20 protein-coding genes and 2 tRNA genes are annotated in these 21,057 nt (G+C 69.5%); 15 read left to right on the top strand and 7 right to left on the bottom strand.

Annotation, left to right across the window (positions count from 1 at the left end; genetic code table 11):
• Window positions 1-16: 16 nt before the first annotated feature.
• On the top strand, window positions 17-994 hold the full coding sequence (nudC, locus tag ACQPYK_RS42405) for an NAD(+) diphosphatase (RefSeq protein ID WP_433244860.1): 978 nt from the start codon (window positions 17-19) through the stop codon (window positions 992-994).
• On the opposite strand, the gene ACQPYK_RS42400 is transcribed toward nudC, so the two are convergent.
• Together ACQPYK_RS42400 and ACQPYK_RS42395 are read right to left on the bottom strand one after the other, a co-directional pair.
• The gene (locus ACQPYK_RS42400) at window positions 995-1,231 is read right to left on the bottom strand and encodes a mycoredoxin (protein WP_433244857.1); all 237 of its coding nucleotides are present in this window, start codon (window positions 1,229-1,231) and stop codon (window positions 995-997) included.
• Between the two features lie 96 nt (window positions 1,232-1,327).
• The gene (locus ACQPYK_RS42395; protein ID WP_433244854.1) at window positions 1,328-2,452 is read right to left on the bottom strand and encodes an alpha/beta hydrolase; all 1,125 of its coding nucleotides are present in this window, start codon (window positions 2,450-2,452) and stop codon (window positions 1,328-1,330) included.
• 177 nt (window positions 2,453-2,629) lie between these two features.
• On the opposite strand from ACQPYK_RS42395, the gene ACQPYK_RS42390 reads away from it, so the two are divergent.
• The 5 genes from ACQPYK_RS42390 (at window position 2,630) to ACQPYK_RS42370 (ending at window position 6,603) form a co-directional block, all read left to right on the top strand.
• Window positions 2,630-4,699 (top strand): ATP-dependent DNA helicase UvrD2, encoded by a 2,070-nt coding sequence (locus tag ACQPYK_RS42390; RefSeq protein WP_433244851.1) that lies wholly within the window; start codon window positions 2,630-2,632, stop codon window positions 4,697-4,699.
• Window positions 4,696-5,562 carry an acyl-CoA thioesterase II gene (gene tesB, locus ACQPYK_RS42385; RefSeq protein WP_433244848.1) on the top strand — a complete coding sequence of 289 codons (867 nt, stop codon included), beginning with the start codon at window positions 4,696-4,698 and terminating at the stop codon, window positions 5,560-5,562. Before ACQPYK_RS42390 ends, tesB begins: the two co-directional genes overlap by 4 nt.
• A 115-nt stretch (window positions 5,563-5,677) precedes the next feature.
• Window positions 5,678-5,974, top strand: coding sequence for a hypothetical protein (locus ACQPYK_RS42380; protein WP_433244845.1), 297 nt, complete (start codon window positions 5,678-5,680; stop codon window positions 5,972-5,974).
• A gap of 125 nt (window positions 5,975-6,099) precedes the next feature.
• Entirely contained in the window at window positions 6,100-6,369 is a 270-nt protein-coding gene (locus ACQPYK_RS42375) for a WhiB family transcriptional regulator (protein ID WP_433244842.1), read from the top strand.
• A gap of 39 nt (window positions 6,370-6,408) precedes the next feature.
• Complete coding sequence (locus ACQPYK_RS42370; protein ID WP_433244839.1) at window positions 6,409-6,603, top strand: hypothetical protein; 195 nt, start codon at window positions 6,409-6,411, stop codon at window positions 6,601-6,603.
• A gap of 231 nt (window positions 6,604-6,834) precedes the next feature.
• Here ACQPYK_RS42370 and ACQPYK_RS42365 read toward each other — a convergent pair whose 3' ends face one another.
• Window positions 6,835-8,172, bottom strand: coding sequence for an ABC1 kinase family protein (locus tag ACQPYK_RS42365; RefSeq protein ID WP_433244836.1), 1,338 nt, complete (start codon window positions 8,170-8,172; stop codon window positions 6,835-6,837).
• 64 nt (window positions 8,173-8,236) lie between these two features.
• Window positions 8,237-9,337 carry a ThiF family adenylyltransferase gene (locus ACQPYK_RS42360; protein WP_433244833.1) on the bottom strand — a complete coding sequence of 367 codons (1,101 nt, stop codon included), beginning with the start codon at window positions 9,335-9,337 and terminating at the stop codon, window positions 8,237-8,239.
• 233 nt (window positions 9,338-9,570) lie between these two features.
• Here ACQPYK_RS42360 and ACQPYK_RS42355 point away from each other — a divergent pair, with 233 nt between their 5' ends.
• From ACQPYK_RS42355 to ACQPYK_RS42345, 3 genes are all read left to right on the top strand, one after another.
• Window positions 9,571-10,278: an enoyl-CoA hydratase/isomerase family protein gene (locus ACQPYK_RS42355; RefSeq protein ID WP_433244830.1), complete on the top strand. Its 708-nt coding sequence runs from the start codon at window positions 9,571-9,573 to the stop codon at window positions 10,276-10,278.
• 225 nt (window positions 10,279-10,503) lie between these two features.
• On the top strand, window positions 10,504-10,935 hold the full coding sequence (locus ACQPYK_RS42350) for a M48 metallopeptidase family protein (protein ID WP_433244827.1): 432 nt from the start codon (window positions 10,504-10,506) through the stop codon (window positions 10,933-10,935).
• Complete coding sequence (locus ACQPYK_RS42345; protein WP_433244824.1) at window positions 10,929-11,537, top strand: DUF2064 domain-containing protein; 609 nt, start codon at window positions 10,929-10,931, stop codon at window positions 11,535-11,537. Before ACQPYK_RS42350 ends, ACQPYK_RS42345 begins: the two co-directional genes overlap by 7 nt.
• Window positions 11,538-11,594: 57 nt before the next feature.
• On the opposite strand, the gene ACQPYK_RS42340 is transcribed toward ACQPYK_RS42345, so the two are convergent.
• The 3 genes from ACQPYK_RS42340 to ACQPYK_RS42330 form a co-directional block, all read right to left on the bottom strand.
• The gene (locus tag ACQPYK_RS42340; protein WP_433244821.1) at window positions 11,595-12,599 is read right to left on the bottom strand and encodes an endonuclease/exonuclease/phosphatase family protein; all 1,005 of its coding nucleotides are present in this window, start codon (window positions 12,597-12,599) and stop codon (window positions 11,595-11,597) included.
• A gap of 78 nt (window positions 12,600-12,677) precedes the next feature.
• The gene (locus ACQPYK_RS42335) at window positions 12,678-13,223 is read right to left on the bottom strand and encodes an NUDIX hydrolase (protein ID WP_433244818.1); all 546 of its coding nucleotides are present in this window, start codon (window positions 13,221-13,223) and stop codon (window positions 12,678-12,680) included.
• Window positions 13,220-14,485, bottom strand: a complete 1,266-nt coding sequence (locus ACQPYK_RS42330) for a zinc-dependent metalloprotease (RefSeq protein WP_433259081.1) — start codon at window positions 14,483-14,485, stop codon at window positions 13,220-13,222. The genes ACQPYK_RS42335 and ACQPYK_RS42330 overlap by 4 nt, the downstream gene beginning before the upstream one ends.
• Window positions 14,486-14,615: 130 nt before the next feature.
• On the opposite strand from ACQPYK_RS42330, the gene ACQPYK_RS42325 reads away from it, so the two are divergent.
• The 6 genes from ACQPYK_RS42325 (at window position 14,616) to ACQPYK_RS42300 (ending at window position 21,032) form a co-directional block, all read left to right on the top strand.
• On the top strand, window positions 14,616-15,689 hold the full coding sequence (locus tag ACQPYK_RS42325) for an NAD-dependent epimerase/dehydratase family protein (protein WP_433259080.1): 1,074 nt from the start codon (window positions 14,616-14,618) through the stop codon (window positions 15,687-15,689).
• Window positions 15,690-15,940: 251 nt separating this feature from the next.
• On the top strand, window positions 15,941-16,366 hold the full coding sequence (locus ACQPYK_RS42320; protein ID WP_433244815.1) for a molybdenum cofactor biosynthesis protein MoaE: 426 nt from the start codon (window positions 15,941-15,943) through the stop codon (window positions 16,364-16,366).
• An 84-nt stretch (window positions 16,367-16,450) separates the two neighbouring features.
• Window positions 16,451-17,497: a YlbL family protein gene (locus ACQPYK_RS42315; RefSeq protein ID WP_433244812.1), complete on the top strand. Its 1,047-nt coding sequence runs from the start codon at window positions 16,451-16,453 to the stop codon at window positions 17,495-17,497.
• 271 nt (window positions 17,498-17,768) lie between these two features.
• Window positions 17,769-20,690: a UPF0182 family membrane protein gene (locus ACQPYK_RS42310; RefSeq protein WP_433244809.1), complete on the top strand. Its 2,922-nt coding sequence runs from the start codon at window positions 17,769-17,771 to the stop codon at window positions 20,688-20,690.
• A gap of 72 nt (window positions 20,691-20,762) precedes the next feature.
• Window positions 20,763-20,836, top strand: a tRNA-Met gene (locus tag ACQPYK_RS42305).
• 119 nt (window positions 20,837-20,955) lie between these two features.
• Window positions 20,956-21,032, top strand: a tRNA-Met gene (locus tag ACQPYK_RS42300).
• Window positions 21,033-21,057: the final 25 nt, after the last annotated feature.

Here is a 21,057-nt window from a genome sequence, read left to right as displayed (position 1 = left end):
TGGGAGGCGGGGCGACGTGGAGATCACCACACAAGAGGGACTACTGGGGCCGCTGCTGCTCGCGCGCAGTGCCGTCGATCGTTCGGCGGCTCTGCGCGGCGACGCCGAGTGGCTCAAGCGGGCGTGGGCCGACGGCGCGAGCCGGGTCGTGGTCGTCGACGACGGGCAGGCGCTGGTCCGGCGAAACGGAGACGAGGCCACACTGGTGCTCCTGCCCACGGCCGAAGCGCCCGAGGGCGAGCGCTACCTGCTCGGCGTGGACACCGAGGGCATCGTCTACTTCGCGGTGTCGGCCCCACTGGCGGGGGTCGCCCACGAGCACGAGTTCAGCCGGATCGTCGCACCGCTGACCCCCTCGGCCCTGCAGGAGGGGCAGCCCGTCGCGGCGGGGCTCCGCCAGGTGGGTTCGCTGCTCGGAGACCTGGACGCCGGACTGCTGGTCTACGCGGTCGCACTGGAGGCCTGGCACTCCACCCACGAGTTCTGCCCGCGCTGCGGCAGCCACACCGAGGTGCGGGCGGGCGGGCACGTGCGCGTCTGCCCCCAGGACGGCGGCCAGCACTTCCCCCGGGTCGACCCGGCGGTGATCATGCTTGTTCACGACGACGACGGCCGGTGCCTGCTGGCCCGGGGGCCGCAGTGGCCCGAGGGGCGGCTGTCGGTGCTCGCCGGGTTCGTCGAGCCGGGCGAGTCGCTGGAGCACGCCGTCGCCCGGGAAGTGATCGAGGAGGTCGGCGTGCACGTCGCCGACCCCCGCTACCTCGGCAGCCAGCCCTGGCCGTTCCCCCGCAGTCTGATGCTCGGCTTCTTCGTGCGGGCGACCACGACCGAGCTCGTCCTGGACCCCGAAGAGATCGCCGAGGCCCGCTGGTTCAGCCGCGCCGAGTTGACGGCCGCCCTGGAGAGCGGCGAGGTGCGCCTGCCGCCGGAGGTCTCGATCGCCCGCAGGCTGATCGAGACCTGGTACGGCGGGCCCCTGGCCGGAGACTGGTGATCAGACGCTCAGACGGGCCTTGACCTCGATCACCGAGGGGTTGGTCACGGCCGTGCCGTCTTCGAACAGCACGGTCGGCACTGTCTGGTTACCGTTGTTGACACTCATGACGAACTGCGCGGCATCGGGGTTGCTCTCGATGTCGATCTCCCGGTAGGAGATGCCCTCGCGGGTGAGCTGAGACTTCAGCCGCTTGCAGGGGCCGCACCAGGTGGTGGTGTAAACAGTCAGCGCCATTTCGTGAAATCCCCTCATGTGACGTTCGGCGCTCATGGCAACAAAGCGAGAGCCGTTCATCTTCCCGGGGTCGAAGCGGCCTGACCCTCCCCGTGTTCAGAGCAGCCGGGCCGCGATCCAGGCCTGCACCGTCTCGGCCACACCGGGCAGCCGGTACATCGGCGAGCTGTGCTCGGCACCCGGCTCGGTCAGCACCGTCATGTGCACGCCGAACCGGGCCAGGCGATCCTTGAGGCGGATGCTGTGCTCGGCCGGCACGAACTCCTCATCCGAGTGCAGGGTCAGAACGGGCGCGTCACCGCGGCTGGCGTGCAGCGGCACCTCCATGCTGTTCCAGACCTTCGGGCACTCGCCGGGCTCGCAGCCCCCGGCGAGGCGGATGGCCGACTCGCGGAGCTTGCGCCTGTTGGCGTCGGCGGTGTCGGCGCCCTCGTTGTAGGCGGTGAGCGGTGAGACCACCGGGGAGATGCCGACCACGCCGCGCAGGCCCGGCAGGCCCTCCTTGTAGGTGCCGACGGCCGTGGACAGGTGACCTCCGGCGGAGAAGCCGACGACCACGTAGGCCTTCGGGTCGAAGGACCACAGGGCGGCGTGCCTGCGCGCCGTCGCGATGGCGTCGAGGGTGTCGGTGCGCTGGGCGGGCCAGGCCGCCTCACCGGAGAGACGGTAGTTGATGTTGAAGACCACGTAGCCCTGCTCGGCGTAGCTCCGGCTCACCGCGGTCATGTACTTCTTGTCCCCGGACGACCACCAGCCGCCGTGGATCAGGAAGACGCCCGGGCGCACGCGGCCGTCGGAGTGCTGCCAGACGTCCATCCGCTGGCGGATGTGGGGGCCGTACGAGACGGTATCGACCGAGAAGCTCTGGGACAGCGGGTCGGCCGTCGAGGTCGAGGTCGGCGTCGGAGTCGGGACCGGAGTGGCGGTGGGCGTCGGATCGCCCTTCCTCGTGCTCGCGGTCTTCCCCACCGCCGCCGCGGCCTTCGCCACCGGCGTGGTCGTGACCGCGGGCGCGGCCTTCCCCGCGGAGCCGGTCGTGACCGCGGGCGCGGCCTTCCCCGCGGAGCCGATCCTGACCGCGGCCGTGGCCTTCGCGCCCGACCCGGCCCCCGGCTGCGAGGGGGCCGAGGCGGCGTGGGCCACCGGGGACGCCTGCACTGCGGTGGAGCCGATCACCAGCGCCGCCAAGGCGAGCGCACTCACGGTTACCGCAGTTCGCACGGGTCTCTTCCTTCCCCCAAGGCACAGTTCGTTCCCCATTGTGGGGGAAACAGCCCTGTCTGTGCACCTCGCCGAACGACATAGGTTGACGGCGGCATGTTGCCAGAATGAGCGATGCTTGGCGACTGACTGGGAGGATGTTTTCATCCGCCCGTTAAACAGCGTGAAGGAGTCTCCGTGGAGCCCGACGACGTTCTGGCGGGGCTGGATCCCGAACAGCGCGAGGTGGCGCAGGCCGTTCGCGGACCGGTCTGCGTGCTCGCGGGAGCGGGCACCGGCAAGACGCGGGCCATCACCCACCGCATCGCGTACGCCGTGCGCAGCGGGGTCGTCGACGCGCAGAGCGTACTGGCCGTGACGTTCACCACACGCGCGGCAGGGGAGCTGCGGCAGCGGTTGCGGCAGCTCGGCACGCCCGGGGTGCAGGCACGCACCTTCCACGCCGCCGCGCTGCGCCAGCTCACCTACTTCTGGCCGCGGGTCATCGGCGGCGACCCGCCCAAAGTGGTCGAGTCGAAGCTTCCGCTGCTGATCGACGCCTGCCGTGGCATCCGCAGGAACGCCGACCGATCCGAGCTGCGCGACGTCGCCTCCGAGATCGAATGGGCCAAGGTCACCCAGGTCGGCCCGGAAGACTACGCCGAGGCCGCCAGGAAGGCCGGCCGGACACCACCGATTCCGGCCGAGGACGTCTTCCGGCTCTACGACGCCTACGAGAGGCTCCGCCGCGAGCGGCACCTGGTCGACTTCGAGACCATCCTCGAGCTCACCGCCGCCGTGATGACCGAGCACCGCGAGGTGGCCGGCCAGATCCGCCAGCAGTACCGCCACTTCGTCGTGGACGAGTACCAGGACGTCAACCCGCTGCAGAAGCTGCTGCTCGACACCTGGCTCGGCGGACGCGACGACCTGTGCGTGGTCGGCGACCCCAACCAGACGATCTACTCCTTCACCGGCGCGACCCCCCGCTACCTGACCGGCTTCTCGGTCGAGCACCCCGACGCCGCGGTGATCAAACTGGTTCGCGACTACCGGTCCACCCCCCAGGTCGTCTCCCTCGCCAACCGGGTGCTCGACAAGGCGAGGACCCCGCACAAGCTCGCCTTGATCGCCCAGCGTCCGGACGGTCCCGAGCCCGTCTTCGCCGAGTACGACGACGAGACCGCCGAGGCCGAGGGGGTGGCGCGCGCGGTGAAGAAGCTCGCCGACACGGGGGTGCCGACCCGCGAGATCGCCGTGCTGTTCCGCGTCAACGCCCAGTCCGAGGCCTACGAGCAGGCCTTCACCAAAGCGGGCATCCCCTACCTGCTGCGCGGCGCCGACCGCTTCTTCGAACGCCCCGAGGTCCGTCAGGCCGTCGTGCTGCTGCGCGGCGCCGCCCGTTCCGCGGCGGACGACGACGAGCTGGCCCCGACCGTCCACCACATCCTCGCCGGCATCGGCCTGACCCCCGAGGCGCCCGGGGGCGGCAAGGCCCGGGAGAAGTGGGAGTCGCTGAAGGCCCTGGCCGACCTGGCCGAGGACATCGCCGCCGAGGGCGGAGACCTGCCCGCCTTCGTGGCCGAGTTGGAGCGCCGGGCCAGCGAGCAGCACGCGCCGCCGGTCGAAGGCGTGACGCTGGCCTCGCTGCACGCCGCCAAGGGGCTGGAGTGGGACGCGGTCTTCCTGGTCGGCGTCACCGACGGCATGATGCCGATCATCTACGCCGAGACGCCTGACCAGATCGAGGAGGAACGCCGTCTTCTCTATGTCGGCGTCACCCGGGCACGGGCCCACCTGGCGCTGTCGTGGGCGCTGGCGCGCTCTCCGGGAGGCCGCCGCTCCAGGAAACCCTCCCGGTTCCTCGACGGCCTCACGGGACGTCCGGCCGCGCCGGGCCGTTCGGCGTCGCCGGCGCCGAAGGACCGCCGGACGGTCGCCGCACCGGTGAGCTGCCGCGTCTGCGCCAAGACCCTCGTCGCCGCCGCCGAGCAGAAGCTCGGCAGGTGCGCCGGCTGCCCGGCCGACTACGACGAGGCCCTGCTGGAACGCCTGAAGGCCTGGCGCACGAGCGTCGCCAAGGAGACCAAGGTCCCGACCTACGTGATCTTCACGGACGTCACCCTGCAGGCGATCGCCGAGCGGGCGCCGGTCTCCGAACAGGACCTGCTGGCCATCACCGGAATCGGACGCGTCAAACTGGAGCGGTACGGCGAGGCGGTTTTCGCCCTCTGCCGTGCTGCCACAGATCAGACGGAGGACGCGTGAACGAGGCGCTCAAGGAGCTGCTGGACCTGCTGGATCTGGAGCAGATCGAGCTCGACATATTCCGGGGCCGTAGCCCCGAGGAGCGCATACAGCGTGTGTTCGGCGGCCAGGTGGCCGCCCAGGCGCTGGTGGCCGCCGGCCGGACGGTGCCGTCGGAGCGCCACGTCCACTCGCTGCACGCCTATTTCATCCGCCCGGGAGACCCGGCGATCCCGATCGTCTACAACGTCGAGCGGGTCCGCGACGGCCGGTCGTTCACCACCCGCCGGGTCTCGGCCATCCAGCACGGCAAGGTGATATTCACCATGTCGGCCTCCTTCCACGTCATGGAGACCGGGGTCGAGCACCAGGCGACGGTCATGCCGGAAGTGGTCGGGCCGGAGGATCTGCCCATGTTCCAGGACCGGATGCTGGCGGTCGTGGGGGAGGATCCGATGTGGCAGGAGTGGCTGGCCAAGCCGCGTCCGGTGGACGTCCGCTACGTGACCCCCCTCAACTGGGAGGCCCACCGCGACCCGGCGCTGCGCGGGTCCGAGACCAACGTGTGGTTCCGCTACGACTCGGAGCTGCCCGACGATCCGCTGCTGCACGTGGTACTCGCCGCCTACGCCTCGGACTTCACCCTGGTGGACACCGTGCTGCTGACACACGGTCTGGCCTGGGGGGCGTCCAACATCTCCGGAGCCTCTTTGGACCACGCGATGTGGTTCCACCGTCCCTTCCGGGCCGATGACTGGATCCTGTACGCCCAGGAATCGCCCTGGTCGGGGGCGGCGCGCGGACTGGCCAGGGGAGAGATGTTCACCCGCTCCGGCGAGCTGGCGGTATCGGTGGTGCAGGAGGCCATGATCCGTATGAGTTAGTTGTAAAACTGCAGGTAGAAAATATGTTGCCCCTCCCCGCGACCGGGGTTTAGGGTCATGGTCATGCAAGTCGGACGGTCCTGTCCGACGATCCGTAGATGGAGGTGAGTCCGCTGTGAAGATCAACATGATGTCGGCCCAGTCCGGGCTCGCTTTCACGCGTCACAGCACCACTCTGCCCTGCGGCAGTCAGGCCCTCCTCACGGTCGGCGCGGCTGCCCAGCTTCAGCAGGAGCAGTCTGCCCGCATCCAGATTTCGGCCGGCCGTACGACCGCCCTGACCGCCTTCCCGGCGGCGGGTGTCCTGGCCGTCCCGGCGCCTGATGCAGGCGGCTACGCACCGACCGAGCACGCCCGTAAGGGTGGACTGCGAGGTCCGCATTCCTGGAGGCAACCTCCGGTCATAACCTGACCGAGAAAAAGCCTTCAGGCCGCGGATCCGCAACCAGGATCCGCGGCCTTCTTGTTTTTCCGCGTCGTTCCTGACCCCCACCCAGAGGTAACCAAAGATCAACACCTAACAGAGAGGTGAAGCAGATGGGGGCCCAGACGATCATGGACCTGATCGACGAAGCCGCAATCCCCTGTCGTACCGACCCCGACCTCTGGTTCGCCGAGTCTCCGGAGGACGTGGAGTTCGCCAAGGCGCTCTGCGGAGGCTGCCCGATCCGGCAGGCCTGCCTGGCTCGGGCGCTTGAGCGCGAGGAGCCCTGGGGCGTCTGGGGTGGCGAGCTCATTCTCCGGGGAGCCGTCGTTCCGCGGAAGCGTCCGCGTGGACGTCCCCGCAAGACCCCGCTCGCTGCCTGATCAACCAAGAACCTGAAAGTCCTGAAAGGACCACTTCCGATGACTTACCCCACCACCCAGAGCCTGACCTCGTTCTCTATGCAAGAAGAACTGGTTCGGGACCGAATACGGACCCTCCACCGCGAGGCGGAGGAGCAGCGTATGGCCTCGGGCGTCATCCGCCTGCGGCGCGCCCGTCGTGACGCGGAGCGTGCCTCCACGCGCCTTCGCCACGCGCTCCTGCGCCTCGTCTGATCCGGTGAGGATCAGCGGTGAACAGCCACATGGCCGTATAGCCGCATAGCCGTATAGCCGAAAAGGGGTGGCCCGTCCGAACGGGCCACCCCTTTTCGCCGTGCGGAGCCGCTTCGGTTCGCCGTGCGGAGCCGCTTCGGTTCGCCGTGCGGAGCCGCTTCGGTTCGCCTGCAGAGCCACCCTTTTCGCCGTGCGAGCCGCTTCGGCCGCGCTGTCGGGTTCGCGCGTGGCTCAGCTCGCGGCGACCGCGCGCTCCTCCGGATCCTCTTCGGCGAAGCCGGGAACCCAGCGGATCACCTCTTCACGGAAGCGGGCGGTGGCGCCGAGCTGGCAGAGCACTCCCACCCCGGCCGCGTGCACCCGGTGAATGAGCACGTAGGAAACCGGCAGGTTGAGCTGGCGCACCACGTTGCCGGGGCGTAGATCGGTGACCATGGCCGCCTGGTGCTGCAGCCATTCCCTGCTGAAGGTGAACTCCTCGACCGCGGTCGGCTCGACATAGGGGGCGAGGAAGGCCCGTAGCGCCTCCATGTCCACCTCGATGTGCGGGAGGATGAAGCCCTCCTCGCGCAGCCCCTGGACCACGGTGGCCATGTCGCCGTTGTTGAAGATGCGGGTCAACGTCCCGAAGACCGGTGGGTAGCCGTCCGGCAGCCGGTTGACGGCGCCGAAGTCGAGCACGCACAGCCGCCCGTCCTGCGTGATCCGGAAGTTTCCCGGATGGGGGTCCGCGTGCAGCATGCCCACTCGCGAGGGGGAGGAGAACAGGAACCGGACGAGGAGGAGCCCGGCACGGTCACGCTCCTCCTGGGTGCCCTCGCTGATGATCCGCGACAGCGGGGTGCCGTCCACCCACTCGGAGACGAGCACCTGCTCGTTGGCGGCGATGACGTCCGGCACCATGAAGTCGGGATCGTCCTTGTACTCCAGCGCGAAGGCGTGCTGCGCCTCGGCCTCGTGGAGGTAGTCGAGCTCCTCGACCACCCGCTCCCGCAGCTCGCTGAGCACGGCCTTGATGTCGAGGCCGGGCAGCAGCACCCCGAAGAGCTTGCCGAGCCTGGCCAGCTGTGTGAAGTCCGACAGCAGTGCCTTGCCCGCCCCCGGATACTGGATCTTCACCGCGACCGTCCGGCCGTCGTGCCAGACGGCCTTGTGCACCTGACCGATCGACGCGGCGGCGGTCGGCCTGTCCTCGAACGACAGGAAATTCTCCCGCCAGTCGTCTCCCAGCTGCTCGACGAGGACCTTGCGCACGGTGGCGGCCGGCAGCGGCGGGGCGGAGTCCTGCAGTTTGGTCAGGGTCGCGCGGTAGGGGCCGGCGATCTCCGAGGGCAGGGCGGCCTCGAAGATGGACAACGCCTGGCCGAGCTTCATCGCCCCGCCCTTGAGCTCTCCCAGAACCTTGAAGATCTGTTCGGCGGTGCGTTGCTGGATTTCCTGGGCGACGATCTCTGCTGGCTTGCCCCCGATCCGTTTCCCCAGCCCGAGGGCAGTGCGGCCGGCGAACCCGATCGGGAGGGCCGCCAGCTTGGCGGAGCGCGCAACGGCGCGGCGCGGAAGGTCACTCACCTTTGGTTTGCGGCGTGTCCGCCGTACAGCGTGACGCCGCTCCCTCCCTTCGGTGTGGTGTCTATCAGCGGCAGGTAGCCGACGCGACCATTGTTAGCGAACCCGTATCGTTTCGGAAGCAACGACATTGAGGATGAACACTCCAGGATCGCCGCTTCCATCTCCAATCAGGCAATACATCTGTTGTGCTGTTCGTCACAGTTGGTTCCCGCCCATCGACCAGAGCAAGCGCATGGCCGGCCGCCGCAGCCGCCACCAGTGACGACATCACCGTGCCACAGGCGATCTCCCCTGCGGGAAAGCCACCCAGGCGGGCACTGACGATCGGCCAGCCGGGGTCGCGATCGCGTCGAATCAAATCTAGGCACTGCAGACAGGTGCTTCGCCCGGGCAACACCATCGGGCCGACCGATCCGAAACCCTCGAAGGCGGTCACCAGCAGGTGCGGGACCTTCCAGGCGACGAGCTCCCCGACCAGCAGCCCATCCAGCGGCCCCACCGGCGCGAGGATCGCCAGATCGGGCATGCGGGCGCCGTCGGCGAGCCGGGCCGCGGCCTCACCGGTCCACGCGGTGACCTCGGGCGCCAGAGCCCTGGCCACCGCGACGGCGCCGTCCTGCCTGCTCATCCCCACCTCGGCCCAGGTCAGGCCGCCGGGAACGACATCCTGGGGGCGGGCCGTACCGGGATCGACGACGCACAGGTGGCCGATCCCGGAGGCGGCGAGCAGCGCGACGACCTGCGCGCCCACCCGGCCCGCCCCGTACACCCGCACCCGGGCATCGCGCCTGCGCTCCAGCGCCGCCAGCCCGCCGTCGGTCGTGCCGGGGGAGAGGGAGAGCGCGTCCAGGTCCGGTTGGAGCCGGTCCCGGCCGGCCGGCGTGAGCGCGCGCAGCGGGCCGGGGGCTGTTCCGGCGTCGTCGACCAGCCCCCGGCTGACCAGCAGGTCGAGCAGGATCCGGCCGCGCTCCTCGCCGATCCCGGCGTCGGCCGCGCCGGACAGCACCCCGGGAAGATCCCGCACGCCGTCCAGGCTCTCCACCCAGCGGCGCACCTCGGGTTCGAGATCGGCCAGCACCACCGCGTGCCGGGGGTGCAGGCCGAACTGCAGGGTGCGCCCATCACGTGCGACCCTGCGCAACGCGGGCTTCAGACGCGGTCTCATACGGCCTCTTTCCCCGGTGGCGTGCCGGTTCTCCTCGGTGGCGTGCCAGCGTGCCACGCCGTCGCGAGCCTCCGGACGCCTTTCCCGCCGCCTGTGGATAACTCCCGCACCCCTGCGGACGACTGTGGGCGACCGTCGTGCATTACGCTCCCCGGCATGAACGAGCTCTTGGTCGACCGGCGTGACGACGGTGTCGTGCTGCTCACCCTGAACGCCCGGACCGGCGCAATTCGATGACCGACGGGATGACCGAGCAGTGGCGGCAGGCGATCGCCGACCTTCGCCGGGACCGGGACGTGCGGTGCGTGGTGGTCACCGGAGCCGGGAGCGCCTTCTGCTCCGGCGGGGACCTGTCCTGGCTCGCCGAGCGCGGCGCCGAGAACGTGCCCGCCCTGCGCGAGCGGATGCTCGGCTTCTACCGCACCTGGCTGGCCGTGGCCGACCTGGAGGTGCCGACCATCGCCGCGGTCAACGGCGCCGCCGTCGGGGCGGGCCTGTGCTTCGCCCTCGCCTGCGACCTGGTCTACGCCGCGGAGGAGGCCAGGCTCGCCGCTCCCTTCACCTCCCTCGGCCTGCACCCCGGCATGGCGGCGACCTACCTGCTGCCCCGGGTCGCGGGAGTGGGGGTCGCCCGGGAGATGCTGCTGACCGGGCGGACCATGCTGGGCGCCGAGGCGGCGTCGGCGGGACTGGTCACCAGGGCGTTTCCTCGCGAGTCGCTGTTGGCGGAGGTGCTGGAGATCGCCTCCCGGACCGCCGCCAACGCGCCCATCGCCACCCGGCTCACCAAGGTCGCCCTCGCCGGCGGCGGGCACGCGGACCTCGACGCCGCACTGCGCTGGGAATCCCTCGCCCAACCTGTCACCATGACCTCAGACGACATGCTTGAAGGGCTGGCGGCGCAGAGAGAACGGCGGATCCCGCGATTCGGCAACTCCTGAGACAGGCGATATCCAGGTTAATTAGATAAGTCGCCGCCATAGCTGATCGGTCTCGCTGAACAATCAACGAACGGGGATTGACCAGCCAGAACGTGTTCTGCCCTCTGGTGTGAATTCGTCATTCTCGGCTACCGTTCATATGTGCCCCCCGAGACAGTCGAGGTCCGTCGAAGTTCTCGTCGCCGCCGGACGGTTTCCGCGTACCGCGACGGCGAGAAAACGATCGTGCTGCTTCCCGCAGGATTGAGCATCACCGACGAGGAACAATGGGTACGACGGATGCTCGACCGACTCGCGGCCAAGGAGCAACGAAGACGTCCCTCCGACGACGACCTGCTCGAGCGGGCCAGCGAGCTGTCGGTGCGCTATCTCGGCGGCAAGGCGAATCCGTCGAGCGTGCGATGGGTCGACAACCAGCAGCACCGCTGGGGCTCGTGCACTCCCGACCACGGCACCATCAGGATCTCCACACGGCTGCGGGGCATGCCGTCATGGGTGGTCGATTATGTGATCATGCACGAGCTCGTGCATCTTCTGGTGCCCAGTCACGGTCCCCGGTTCTGGGCGTTGGTGGAAAAATATCCCAAGGCCGAAAGGGCGCGGGGATTCCTCGAGGGATTCTCCATGGCGGCCAACGGCACCGCGGAGGAATGTTGACGGCGGAGCGAGAGCGAGTGGTGGCGGTCGTCGTCACGCCCTCGATGACGGGAGCGACGCCCCCCGGGGTCGATGCCACCGAATTCCTGACGGCCATGGCCGAGGACACCTACGAGCTCGTCGCCGGCCTCGACTTCGTCTCGCCGGTCGTGGTGACGAGCGTGCCGGGCATGGAGGAGATCGTCTGGCCGGGCACCCCGGTCGTGGAGATCGCCGACCTGTCCGGAGAGGCCCTGGTCCGGGCCGCTTTCGCCGCCCTGCCGTACGGTGAACAGGCGGTGCTGCTGAGCGGTGACGCGCCGGACCTGCCTCCCCTGCTCATCGGCAAGCTCTTTCGCGCGCTCGGCCGGGCGCGGATGGCCGTCTGTCCGGCCGCCGACGGCGGCGCCGTGGCCATGGCCGCCCACCTGCCCTATCCCGGCTGGGCCGGCGCGGGATTCGACGACCACGACCCGCTCAAGGCGTTACGCGCCTCGGCGCCGGGCCCCCGGACCGTCGCCACCGGCCCGTCGTGGCACCGCCTGCGCACCCCCGGCGACCTCGCGAGGCTCGACCCGGGCCTCGAGGGCTGGGACAACACCCGGGCGCTGCTGTCGGCGTGAGCCGGTGCGCCGGAGACCGGTCCGGTGACGGACCGCCGATCCCCGGCGTGAGCCGCGTCACGACCGGGGCAGCCGCAGATCGGCGAAGACGGCCCGGTGGTCGGTGTCGGGGACGGTGTGCACGCTCACCTCGCCGACCTTCACCCGCTGATCCACCAGCACGTGGTCGATGGTGATGAGCGGCGGGACCCGCCTGTTGGCGGGCCAGGTGGGGATGAGCCCCCGACCGGTCCTGTCGGCCGAGTCCGCGTACCCCCGGCCGATGAGACGGCGCAGGGCGGCGTGGTCGAGGCTGGCGTTGAAGTCGCCGGCGAGGATGCGGATGCGGCCGGGGTCGGCCGGGGGAAGAGCCTCCAGCGCCGCCGCCCACTCCCGGACATCCTCGCCCAGCGGCGCGTAGGGATGCACGTCGACGAACTCGACGGGCTTGACGCCGGGGAAGGTGATCGTGGCGGCGGGCATGTTGTGCCCGACCGGCCGGAACAGACCCTCCAACGGAACCAGCGGATATCTGGCGTACAGGCCGCTGCCGCGCGCACCCGCGTCCGCCGCCAGCAACCGGTGCGGCAGCAACTCCCCGATCCCGGCCGCGTCCAGCTTCCCGACCAGCTCCGGAGTCAGCTCCTGAGTGCTCAGCACGTCGGGTCTCAACCGCCGGACCAGGTCCATCACGGTCCCGGGGTCGGCTTCGCCGAACAACATGTTGAGGGTCAGCACCCGTAGCGGCGGCCCGGAAGAGGTCTCCGCGGCGCCGACGGCCCGCGGCAGAACGCTGAGGCCGAACGCCGCGGCGGTGACCAGCGCGACGCCGGCCGCCGCGCGGTTACGGGTCAACACGGCCAGGAGCACCGGGACGAGCGAGCCCGCCGCCACGTACGGCGTTCCGGTCATGAGCTGGGTGGCCAGCGACCCCTGCTCCAGCCCCGCCACCCGTGCCACGGCCCAGGCGGCGAACGGGGCGACCAGCACCCAGGTGAGAGCCCGGGAAATCGGTCGGCGCCGCCGTGACGGTGTCACGATCGCCCCGCCCACGCCTTTCTCGGCTGTGATGTCCGCGCTCACGCTTCCCCGCCTCGCTCGTCACGCCAGTGAGCGGGACGGTATCCAGGGTGATGTGAGACGAGCATAAAACGAGCCGGCTCACAGGGAGCGCATGACCTCCCGGGCGCGGCGCGCCAGGCGGCGGGTCGCCTCGTCGGAGAGTTCGGGGATCTCCTCCACCGGGAACCACCTCAGGTCGAGCGACTCGTCGCTGATCACGGCCTCGACATCGGCCGGGGCGACCGCGCCGTACTCCACGTCCAGGTGGTGGCTGTGCGGCGGATGGCACCAGACGCGGTGCCGGTCGAGGGCGAGCGGCCCGGGCAGCAGCCGCAGGCCGGGGATGCCGGACTCCTCGGTGGCCTCCCGCAGCGCCACGTCCTCGAGCGAGGTGTCGCCGGGCTCGCAGTGGCCGCCCATGGGCAACCACATCCCGGCCTTGGGGTGCAGCGTGAGCAGCACCCGCCGGCCGTCGTGGGAGAGCACCGCGGTCGTGGCCGTCAGATGACCCGGCACGCACTCGCGCCACATCGCGTCCTCGTGGGCGTGCACATGGTCGAGGAACTCCTTGCGGAGGATCTCCTCTTGCGCCGTCGGCGCGGCCCACGCTGAGAGCACGCCCTGCGCGTGCGCGCGCAGACTCACGCGGATTCGCCGCCCTTCTCCCCGCCTCCGTCGCCCTTGTCGTCCTTGCCGTCCTCGTCCTGCTCGGTGGCGGACTCCCGCAGGGACGCCTCCAGCCCGGACAGGTCGAACTCGGGCTCCCCCCGGACGAAACCCTGGGGGTCGTCGAGGTCGTCGGCGGTCGGCATCAGGTCGGGATGGCTCCAGACCGCGTCCCGGCCGTCGACACCGCGATCGGCCTCCAGCGCCTGCCACAGAGCCGCCGCCTCACGCAGCCGGCGGGGGCGTAGTTCGAGGCCGACGAGCGTGGCGAAGGTCTGCTCGGCGGGACCGCCGGTCGCCCTGCGGCGCCGTACCGTCTCCGCCAGCGCGGCCGAGGAGGGCAGCTTGCCGTCGGCGGCGCCGTCCACGACCGTGCCGACCCAGCCCTCGACCAGCGCGAGCATGGTCTCCAGCCGGCTCAGCGCGGCCTTCTGCCGCTCGGTCTCCTCGGGCTTGAGCAGGTTGCCGCCGCTCAGCGCCTGCTGGAGCTGCTCGGGATTGTTGATGTCGAGCCCGCGAAGCTGCTCTTCCAGGGCGGACACGTCCACCGTGATGCCCCTGGCGTACTCCTCCACGGCGCCGAGCAGATGCGCGCGCAGCCACGGCACATGCTGGAACAGCCGGTGGTGGGCCGCCTCGCGCAGGGCCAGATACAGCCGGATCTCCTCGCCGGGCGTCTCCAGGCCCTCGCTGAACGCGGCGATGCCGCCGGGCAGCAGGGCGGCGTTGCCCGACAGCGGAAGGCCGATGTCGGAGGAGCCGATCACCTCGCGGGCGAGCGAACCGACGGCCTGGCCGATCTGCTGGCCGACCATCATGCCGCCCATCTGCTTCATCATGCCCATCAGCGGCCCGGCCATGGCCTGGGCCTCGGCGGGCAGACCGGCGGCGCCGAGGGTGCCGCTCATGGTCTCGACCATGCGGGCCGCGATCGGGTCGCAGAGCTGCCGCCAGACGGGAATGGTGTTCTCGATCCATTCCGACCGGCTCCACGCCTGCGGGTTGCTCACCCCGCTCGGCAGCGCGGTCGCCTCGTTCAGCCACAGATCGGCGAGGTTGAGGGCGTCCACGATCTGGCGCCGCTCGCCTTCCATGACACTCGGGTCGCCTTCGGCGGCCACGGCGTGCCGCGCGATGTTCTTCGCCATGTCCCAGTTGACGGGGCCGGAACCCGGCGGAGCGGAGAGCATGTCGGCGAACTGACGCATGGCCGCCGCTATCTGCTCCGGGTCGCCGAACATGGCGAACGGATTCTCGTTGGGGTCGTTTTCCCGACCTGGCAAGTCAGTCACCGCTCTACCTCGTGCAGGATGGAGGAGTCCACATCCGCCACGTTATCCGTCGCATGGCGGGTCAGTGCAAAGTGAGGACCTGGTGCCTACCTCGAAACGCCTCCGGCCCCCGGTCGTCGCCGTCACCGGCGCGGCCTCGGGCATCGGCCGCGCATTCCTCGCGAAGGTCGCCTCGTCTGCGGATTTCCGCAGGGTCGTGGCCATCGACGAGCAGCGCGGCGACGTGCCCGACGTCACCTGGCGGGTGCTCGACGTCCGAGATCCGCTCTTGGCGAACCGGATCTCCGACATCGACGTGCTCGTCCATCTGGGGGGCGACTACGCGCTCGACGCCGAGCCCGCGGAGCGGCGCGCCTACAACCTGCGCGCGGCCCAGACGGTGCTCACCGCCAGCGCCGCCGCCCGGGTGCGTCGCGTCGTGCTGGTCACCAGCGCCATGGTGTACGGCGCGGCGCCCGACAACCCCGTCCCGCTGCCGGAGGACTCCGCGGTGGCCGCCGAACCCGACACCGGCATGGTCGGAGACCATCTGGAGATCGAGGCGCTGGTCCGGCGCTCGTTGCGCAGCCATCCCGGTCTCGAGGTGACCGTGGTCCGCCCCGCCGCGGTGGTCGGTCCGGGCGTGGACAGCGTGGTCACCCGTCACTTCGAGTCGCCCAGGCTGCTGAGCGTCAAGGGATGCAGCCCCCGCTGGCAGTTCTGCCACGTGGACGACCTGGTCTCGGCATTGGAGATGGCCGCGCTCGGCACGGTCTCCGGGGTGGTGGCCGTCGGCGGCGACGGCTGGCTGGAGCAGGACCAGGTGGAGGAGCTGTCCGGCCTGCGCAGGTTCGAGCTGCCCGCCGGACTGACCTTCGGCACCGCCCAACGCCTGCACCGGCTGGGCATCACCCCGGCCCCGGCCACCGACCTGCACTACGTCGTCTACCCATGGGTGGTCGACTGCGCCGCGCTGCGCGCAGCCGGCTGGAAGCCGATGTGGACCAATGAGGCCGCGTTCGCCCAGCTCCTGGAGCTGCGCGAGGGCAGGCACACGGTCGTCGGCCGCCGCCTGTCCGGCAAGGAGGCGACGCTCACCGCCGCCGGCGCGACCGTCGCGGTCCTCGGCACCGCCGCGATCGTCCGCGTCGCCCGGAAGAAGCGCCGTGCGTGAGCCCGGCGAACAAGCCCTGAGTCCTGAGTCCGTGTCTCGAGTCCGTGTCTCGAGCCCGTGTCCCGAGCCCGTGTCCCGAGCCCGTGTCCCGAGCCCGTGTCCCGAGGCGGCCCGTGTCGCGGGGTGGCACGGGTCCGTCCGGGTCTGTACAGACCCGGACGGACCCCAAAAGAACGCGATGGAAGCGGTCAAGGCCGGGCGTGACCGGCCGGGCCCCGGGCATCGTCTTCCACGGCTGTAGTCTTTCTGACGTGGATGTCATCCGGTTGCTGGGTATTCGCGACAGCGCGCTCTCCGTCGACGAGGTGCTCTCCGCGGTCGGTGACCACGCCGCGGGCGGCACGACGATCTTCATCGGCACGGTGCGCGACCAGGATCACGGCAAGCCGGTCACGCGGCTGTCCTATTCTGCTCACCCCAGCGCCGGGAGCGAGCTGCGCCGGGTGGCAGAGAAGGTCGCCGCCGACTTCCCGGTGACCGCGCTCGCCGCGGTGCATCGGGTCGGCGACCTCGAACTCGGTGACATCGCGGTCATCGTGGCGGTCGCCTGCCCCCACCGCGGTGAGGCGTTCGAGGCGTCCAGGCGGCTGATCGACGACCTCAAGAGCGAGGTGCCGATCTGGAAGAACCAGCTTTTCACCGACGGCTCGACCGAATGGGTCGGGTCCTGCGAGTGAGATCGGGGGCAAGCCGTACGATCCGGAGTATGACGGCGCGTACGTACACCTCTCCGACCGGTCACACGGCATAGGCTTCCTCTCATGTCCCGACGAGCGCTGACCCTGACGGTGGCCGGCTTCCTCACGCTCATGCTCGGCGTCGTCGGCGCCCTGCTGCCCGTCCCGTATGTCGTGCTGAGCCCTGGACCGACCGAGAACACCATCGGAGACGTCAAGGGCAAACCGGTGATCAGCATCGAGGGGCGTCAGACCTACCCGACCTCGGGCAAGCTCAGCCTCGTCACCGTGGCCTACCAGGGCGGGCCGGGCAACAGGATCGACCTGTTCAGCGCGCTCAAGGGCTGGGTCGATCCGACCATCGCGGTCGTGCCGGAAGAGACGATCTTCCCGTCGACGAGCACGGCTGAAGAGGTCGAGCAGCAGAACACCCAGGAGATGACCAACTCCCAGGACGACGCGACCGCGGCGGCGCTGACCGAGTTGAAGATCCCCTACACCTCGGTCGTGAGCGTGGCCTCCGTCCAGAAGGGCCTGCCGGCCGACGGGAAGTTCAAGGTCGGGGATGAGATCGTCTCGGTGGACGGGACGCCCGGGGCCGACCGCGAGACCGTCTCGGCGGCCGTCCGCAAGCACAAGGCCGGCGAGAAGGTCTCCTTCGCCGTCAACCGCGGCGATCAGAGCACGACCGTGGTGGTCCCGACCGTCGCGGCGAAGGACGGCACGCCCATCGTCGGCATCACCATGCAGATCAAATACAAGTTCCCGTTCAAGGTGAAGATCAACGTCGGCGATGTCGGCGGACCGAGCGCGGGGATGATGTTCTCCCTCGGCATCATGGACAAGCTCACCCCGGGGGAGATGACCGGCGGCAAGGCGATCGCCGGAACGGGGACGATCACGCCGGAGGGCAAGGTCGGCCCGATCGGCGGCATCCAGCAGAAGATGGTGGGCGCCCGTAAGTCCGGGGCCACGGTCTTCCTGACCCCGGCCGACAACTGCGCCGAGGCGACGAAGGCGATCCCCGACGGCCTGAAGCTGATCAGGGTCGGGACCCTCCACGACGCCGTGCAGGCGATCGACGTGGTCCGCACCGGTTCCGGAACCGCGCCGAGCTGCCCGGCCGGCTGACGGCGCAGGGATGGGCGAAGGCGGACACGGACCGTGTCGGAGGCCGCGACGGGCGACGGCGGCCGGACAACCCGGATCGCACGACCGGGCACTGATCCGGCTCCCCGCGCGTTGACAGTGGTGAATCCGAGGCCTGCGGGGTTGTGGCCGGACCGTGGCCAAGTGGCTGAGCGCGACGGAACCCCGGCCGGTGTAGGTTTCCAAACACGGACCGTGCTCTTACGACAAGGGGTTGGCCTTGAGCTTCCGGACCCCCGGAGCCGGTAGGGCAATGCGCTTGCCCCGCCGGCCACGACTGCTGCTTCCTGTCGCGATCGCCATCGTCGCGCTCGTTGCGTTGTTCTTCCTCTTCGCCGGCATCTTCACCGACTACCTCTGGTACGACTCGGTGGACTACACGGCGGTCTTCTCCGGTGTGATCGTCACGCAGATCGTGCTCTTCATCGTGGGCGCCGTGCTGATGGTCGGCCTGGTGGGCGGCAACATGCTGCTGGCCTACCGGATGCGGCCGATGTTCGGCCCCGGGATGTTCGGCGGCGCCAGCGGCGCCGACCGCTACCGGATGGCCCTCGACCCGCACCGAAAGCTGATCTTCCTGATCGGCGTCGCCGTGCTCGCCCTGTTCGCGGGCTCGTCGTTCTCCAGCCAGTGGAAGACCTGGCTGGAGTTCGTCAACGCCACGCCGTTCAAGGAGACCGACGCGCTGTTCGGCATGGACGTGTCGTTCTTCATGTTCACCTACCCGTTCCTGCGGATGGTGCTGAACTTCCTGTTCACCGCCGTGGTGCTGTCGGTCATCATGGCGGCGGTCGTGCACTACCTGTACGGCGGGTTCCGGCTCCAGTCGCCGGGCGTGCACGCCTCCCGGGCCGCCCGGGTGCACCTGTCGGTGCTGCTGGGGGTGTTCGTCCTGCTGAAGGCGGTCGCCTACTGGGTCGACCGGTACGGTCTGGTCTTCTCCGATCGGGGGTTCGCGTACGGAGCGTCCTACACCGACGTCAACGCGGTGCTGCCGGCGAAGACCATCCTGGCGATCATCGCTCTGATCTGCGCCGTGCTCTTCTTCGCCGGGGTCGTACGGCCCGGCGGCATGCTGCCCGGCGTCTCCTTCGGCCTGCTGGTGCTGTCGGCCATCCTGATCGGCGGGGTCTATCCGGCCCTCGTCGAGCAGTTCCAGGTCAAGCCGAACCAGCAGGACAAAGAGAAGGTGTACATCGAGCGCAACATCGTCGCCACCAGGAAGGCCTACGGCGTCGACCAGTCCGAGATCATCGACTACGCGGCGCAGGGGGACGCGAGCAAGGTCAACGTCACCGCCGACAGTTCGATCTCCGGTGTGCGGCTGCTCGACCCGAACCTCGTGGCCAAGACCTACCAGCAGAAGCAGCGCATTCGCGGTTTCTACGACTTCCACGACCCGCTCGACGTCGACCGCTACCCGGACGAGAACGGCAAGATGCGCGACACCGTGGTGGCGGTGCGCGAGCTCACCGGTCCGCCCGCCGAGCAGAACAACTGGATCAACCAGCATCTGGTCTACACCCACGGCTACGGGTTCGTGGCCGCGCCGGGCAACGAGGTCGACTCGCAGGGCCTGCCCAACTTCGACGCCAAGGACATGCCGGTGACCGGCTCCCTGGCCCAGCGGACAGGGCTGAAGGAGTCACGAATCTACTTCGGCGAGTCCCCGACCGCGCCCGAGTACGTCATCGTGGGCGGCGACAAGAACCAGGAGCTCGACTACCCGCTGAGCAGCGGCACCGGCACCGGCCAGCAGAACACCACCTACGTCGGCAAGGGCGGCGTTCCGGTCGGCTCGTTCCTCAACCGCCTGCTCTACGCGGCCAAGTACGGCGAGAAGAACCTGCTGCTGTCGAGCGACATCAACGACAAGTCCAAGATCCTCTACGAGCGCAACCCGCAGGAGCGCATCGCCAAGGTCGCGCCGTTCCTGAGCTTGGACGACAACCCCTACCCGGCCATCGTCGACGGCAGGGTGGTCTGGATCGCCGACGCCTACACCACTTCCAACGCCTACCCCTACTCCGACAGCAGGAGCCTGGAGGCGATGACGCGGGACCTGGTCACCGACCCGCGTCTGGTGGTGCAGCAGCCGCGCGACCAGATCAACTACATGCGCAACGCGGTCAAGGCCACGGTGGACGCCTACGACGGCACGGTCACGCTGTACGCCTGGGACGAGAAGGACCCGATCCTGCAGACGTGGAAGAAGGTCTTCCCCGGCATCATCAAGCCGAAGAGCGCGATCTCCGACAGCCTCAAGCAGCATCTGCGCTACCCGGAGGCACTGTTCAAGGTCCAGCGCGACGTGCTGTCCCGCTACCACATCAAGGACCCGAACGCCTTCTACAGCGGCCAGGACTTCTGGAACGTCCCCAACGACCCGTCCTCGGGCGGGCACGACATCAAGCAGCCGCCGTACTACCTGTCGGTCAAGATGCCCGAGGAGCCGGCTCCGACGTTCTCCCTGACCACCACGTTCGTGCCGCGCCAGGGCCCCAACCTGGCCGCGTTCATGTCCGTGGACGCCACCCCGGGAGACGACTACGGGCAGCTGCGCATCCTGCGGATGCCCTCCAACACCACCATCCCCGGCCCCGGCCAGGTGCAGAACAACTTCCAGAACAAGTTCTCCGGCCAGCTCAACCTGCTCGGCCTCGGTGGCGCGAAGGTCCGCTACGGCAACCTGCTGACCCTGCCGTTCGCCGGAGGCCTGGTCTACATCGAGCCGGTCTACGTGGAGACCGCCGCCTCCTCCGGCCAGGAGCCGTATCCGATCCTCCGCCAGGTGCTGGTCTCCTACGGTGACCGGGTCGGGTTCGACGCCACGCTGGAAGGCGCTCTGAAGCAGGTCTTCGGGGAGGGCGCCCAAGTGACCAAGCCGGACACCACCAAGCCGAACACGCCCGCCCAGCCGAGCACCACGCTGAGCCAGGCGGTCAGCGAGGCGCAGCAGGCGTACGAAAAGGCGCAGAAGGCACTGGCGGAGAACCCTCCGAACTGGACCGCGTACGGCGAGGCGCAGAAGGAGCTGGAGAAGGCGCTGGAGAAGCTGAAGGGCGCCGCGGCCCCGACGGCCACGGCGACTCCGGCCCCCTCGACGACCCCGACCCCGGCTCCTTCGGGAACCCCCGCACCGTCGACGACACCGACCCCCGCGCCGACTCCCTAGGGGTTCGCGAGGCCGGCTGAGCCGTCCGATTCGCGTCCACCGCCAAAGTCGGATAGTCTTTAGACACAACGACGCGGGGTGGAGCAGCTCGGTAGCTCGCTGGGCTCATAACCCAGAGGTCGCAGGTTCAAATCCTGTCCCCGCTACGAGATCGAAGGGCCCGGATCTTCAAGAAGATCCGGGCCCTTCGCATTGGTCGGGTTGCCGTGTCGCGCGATCGATTTGCACTTCACGGCCGAAGCCCGGTAGTGTTCAAGCATACCGACGCGGGGTGGAGCAGCTCGGTAGCTCGCTGGGCTCATAACCCAGAGGTCGCAGGTTCAAATCCTGTCCCCGCTACCAAAACGAAGGCCCTGATCTCTCAGAG

Source organism: Streptosporangium sp. CA-135522, from assembly GCF_050949235.1.
Taxonomy (GTDB): domain Bacteria; phylum Actinomycetota; class Actinomycetes; order Streptosporangiales; family Streptosporangiaceae; genus Streptosporangium.
This window is presented reverse-complemented; position numbering and strand designations above follow the sequence as displayed.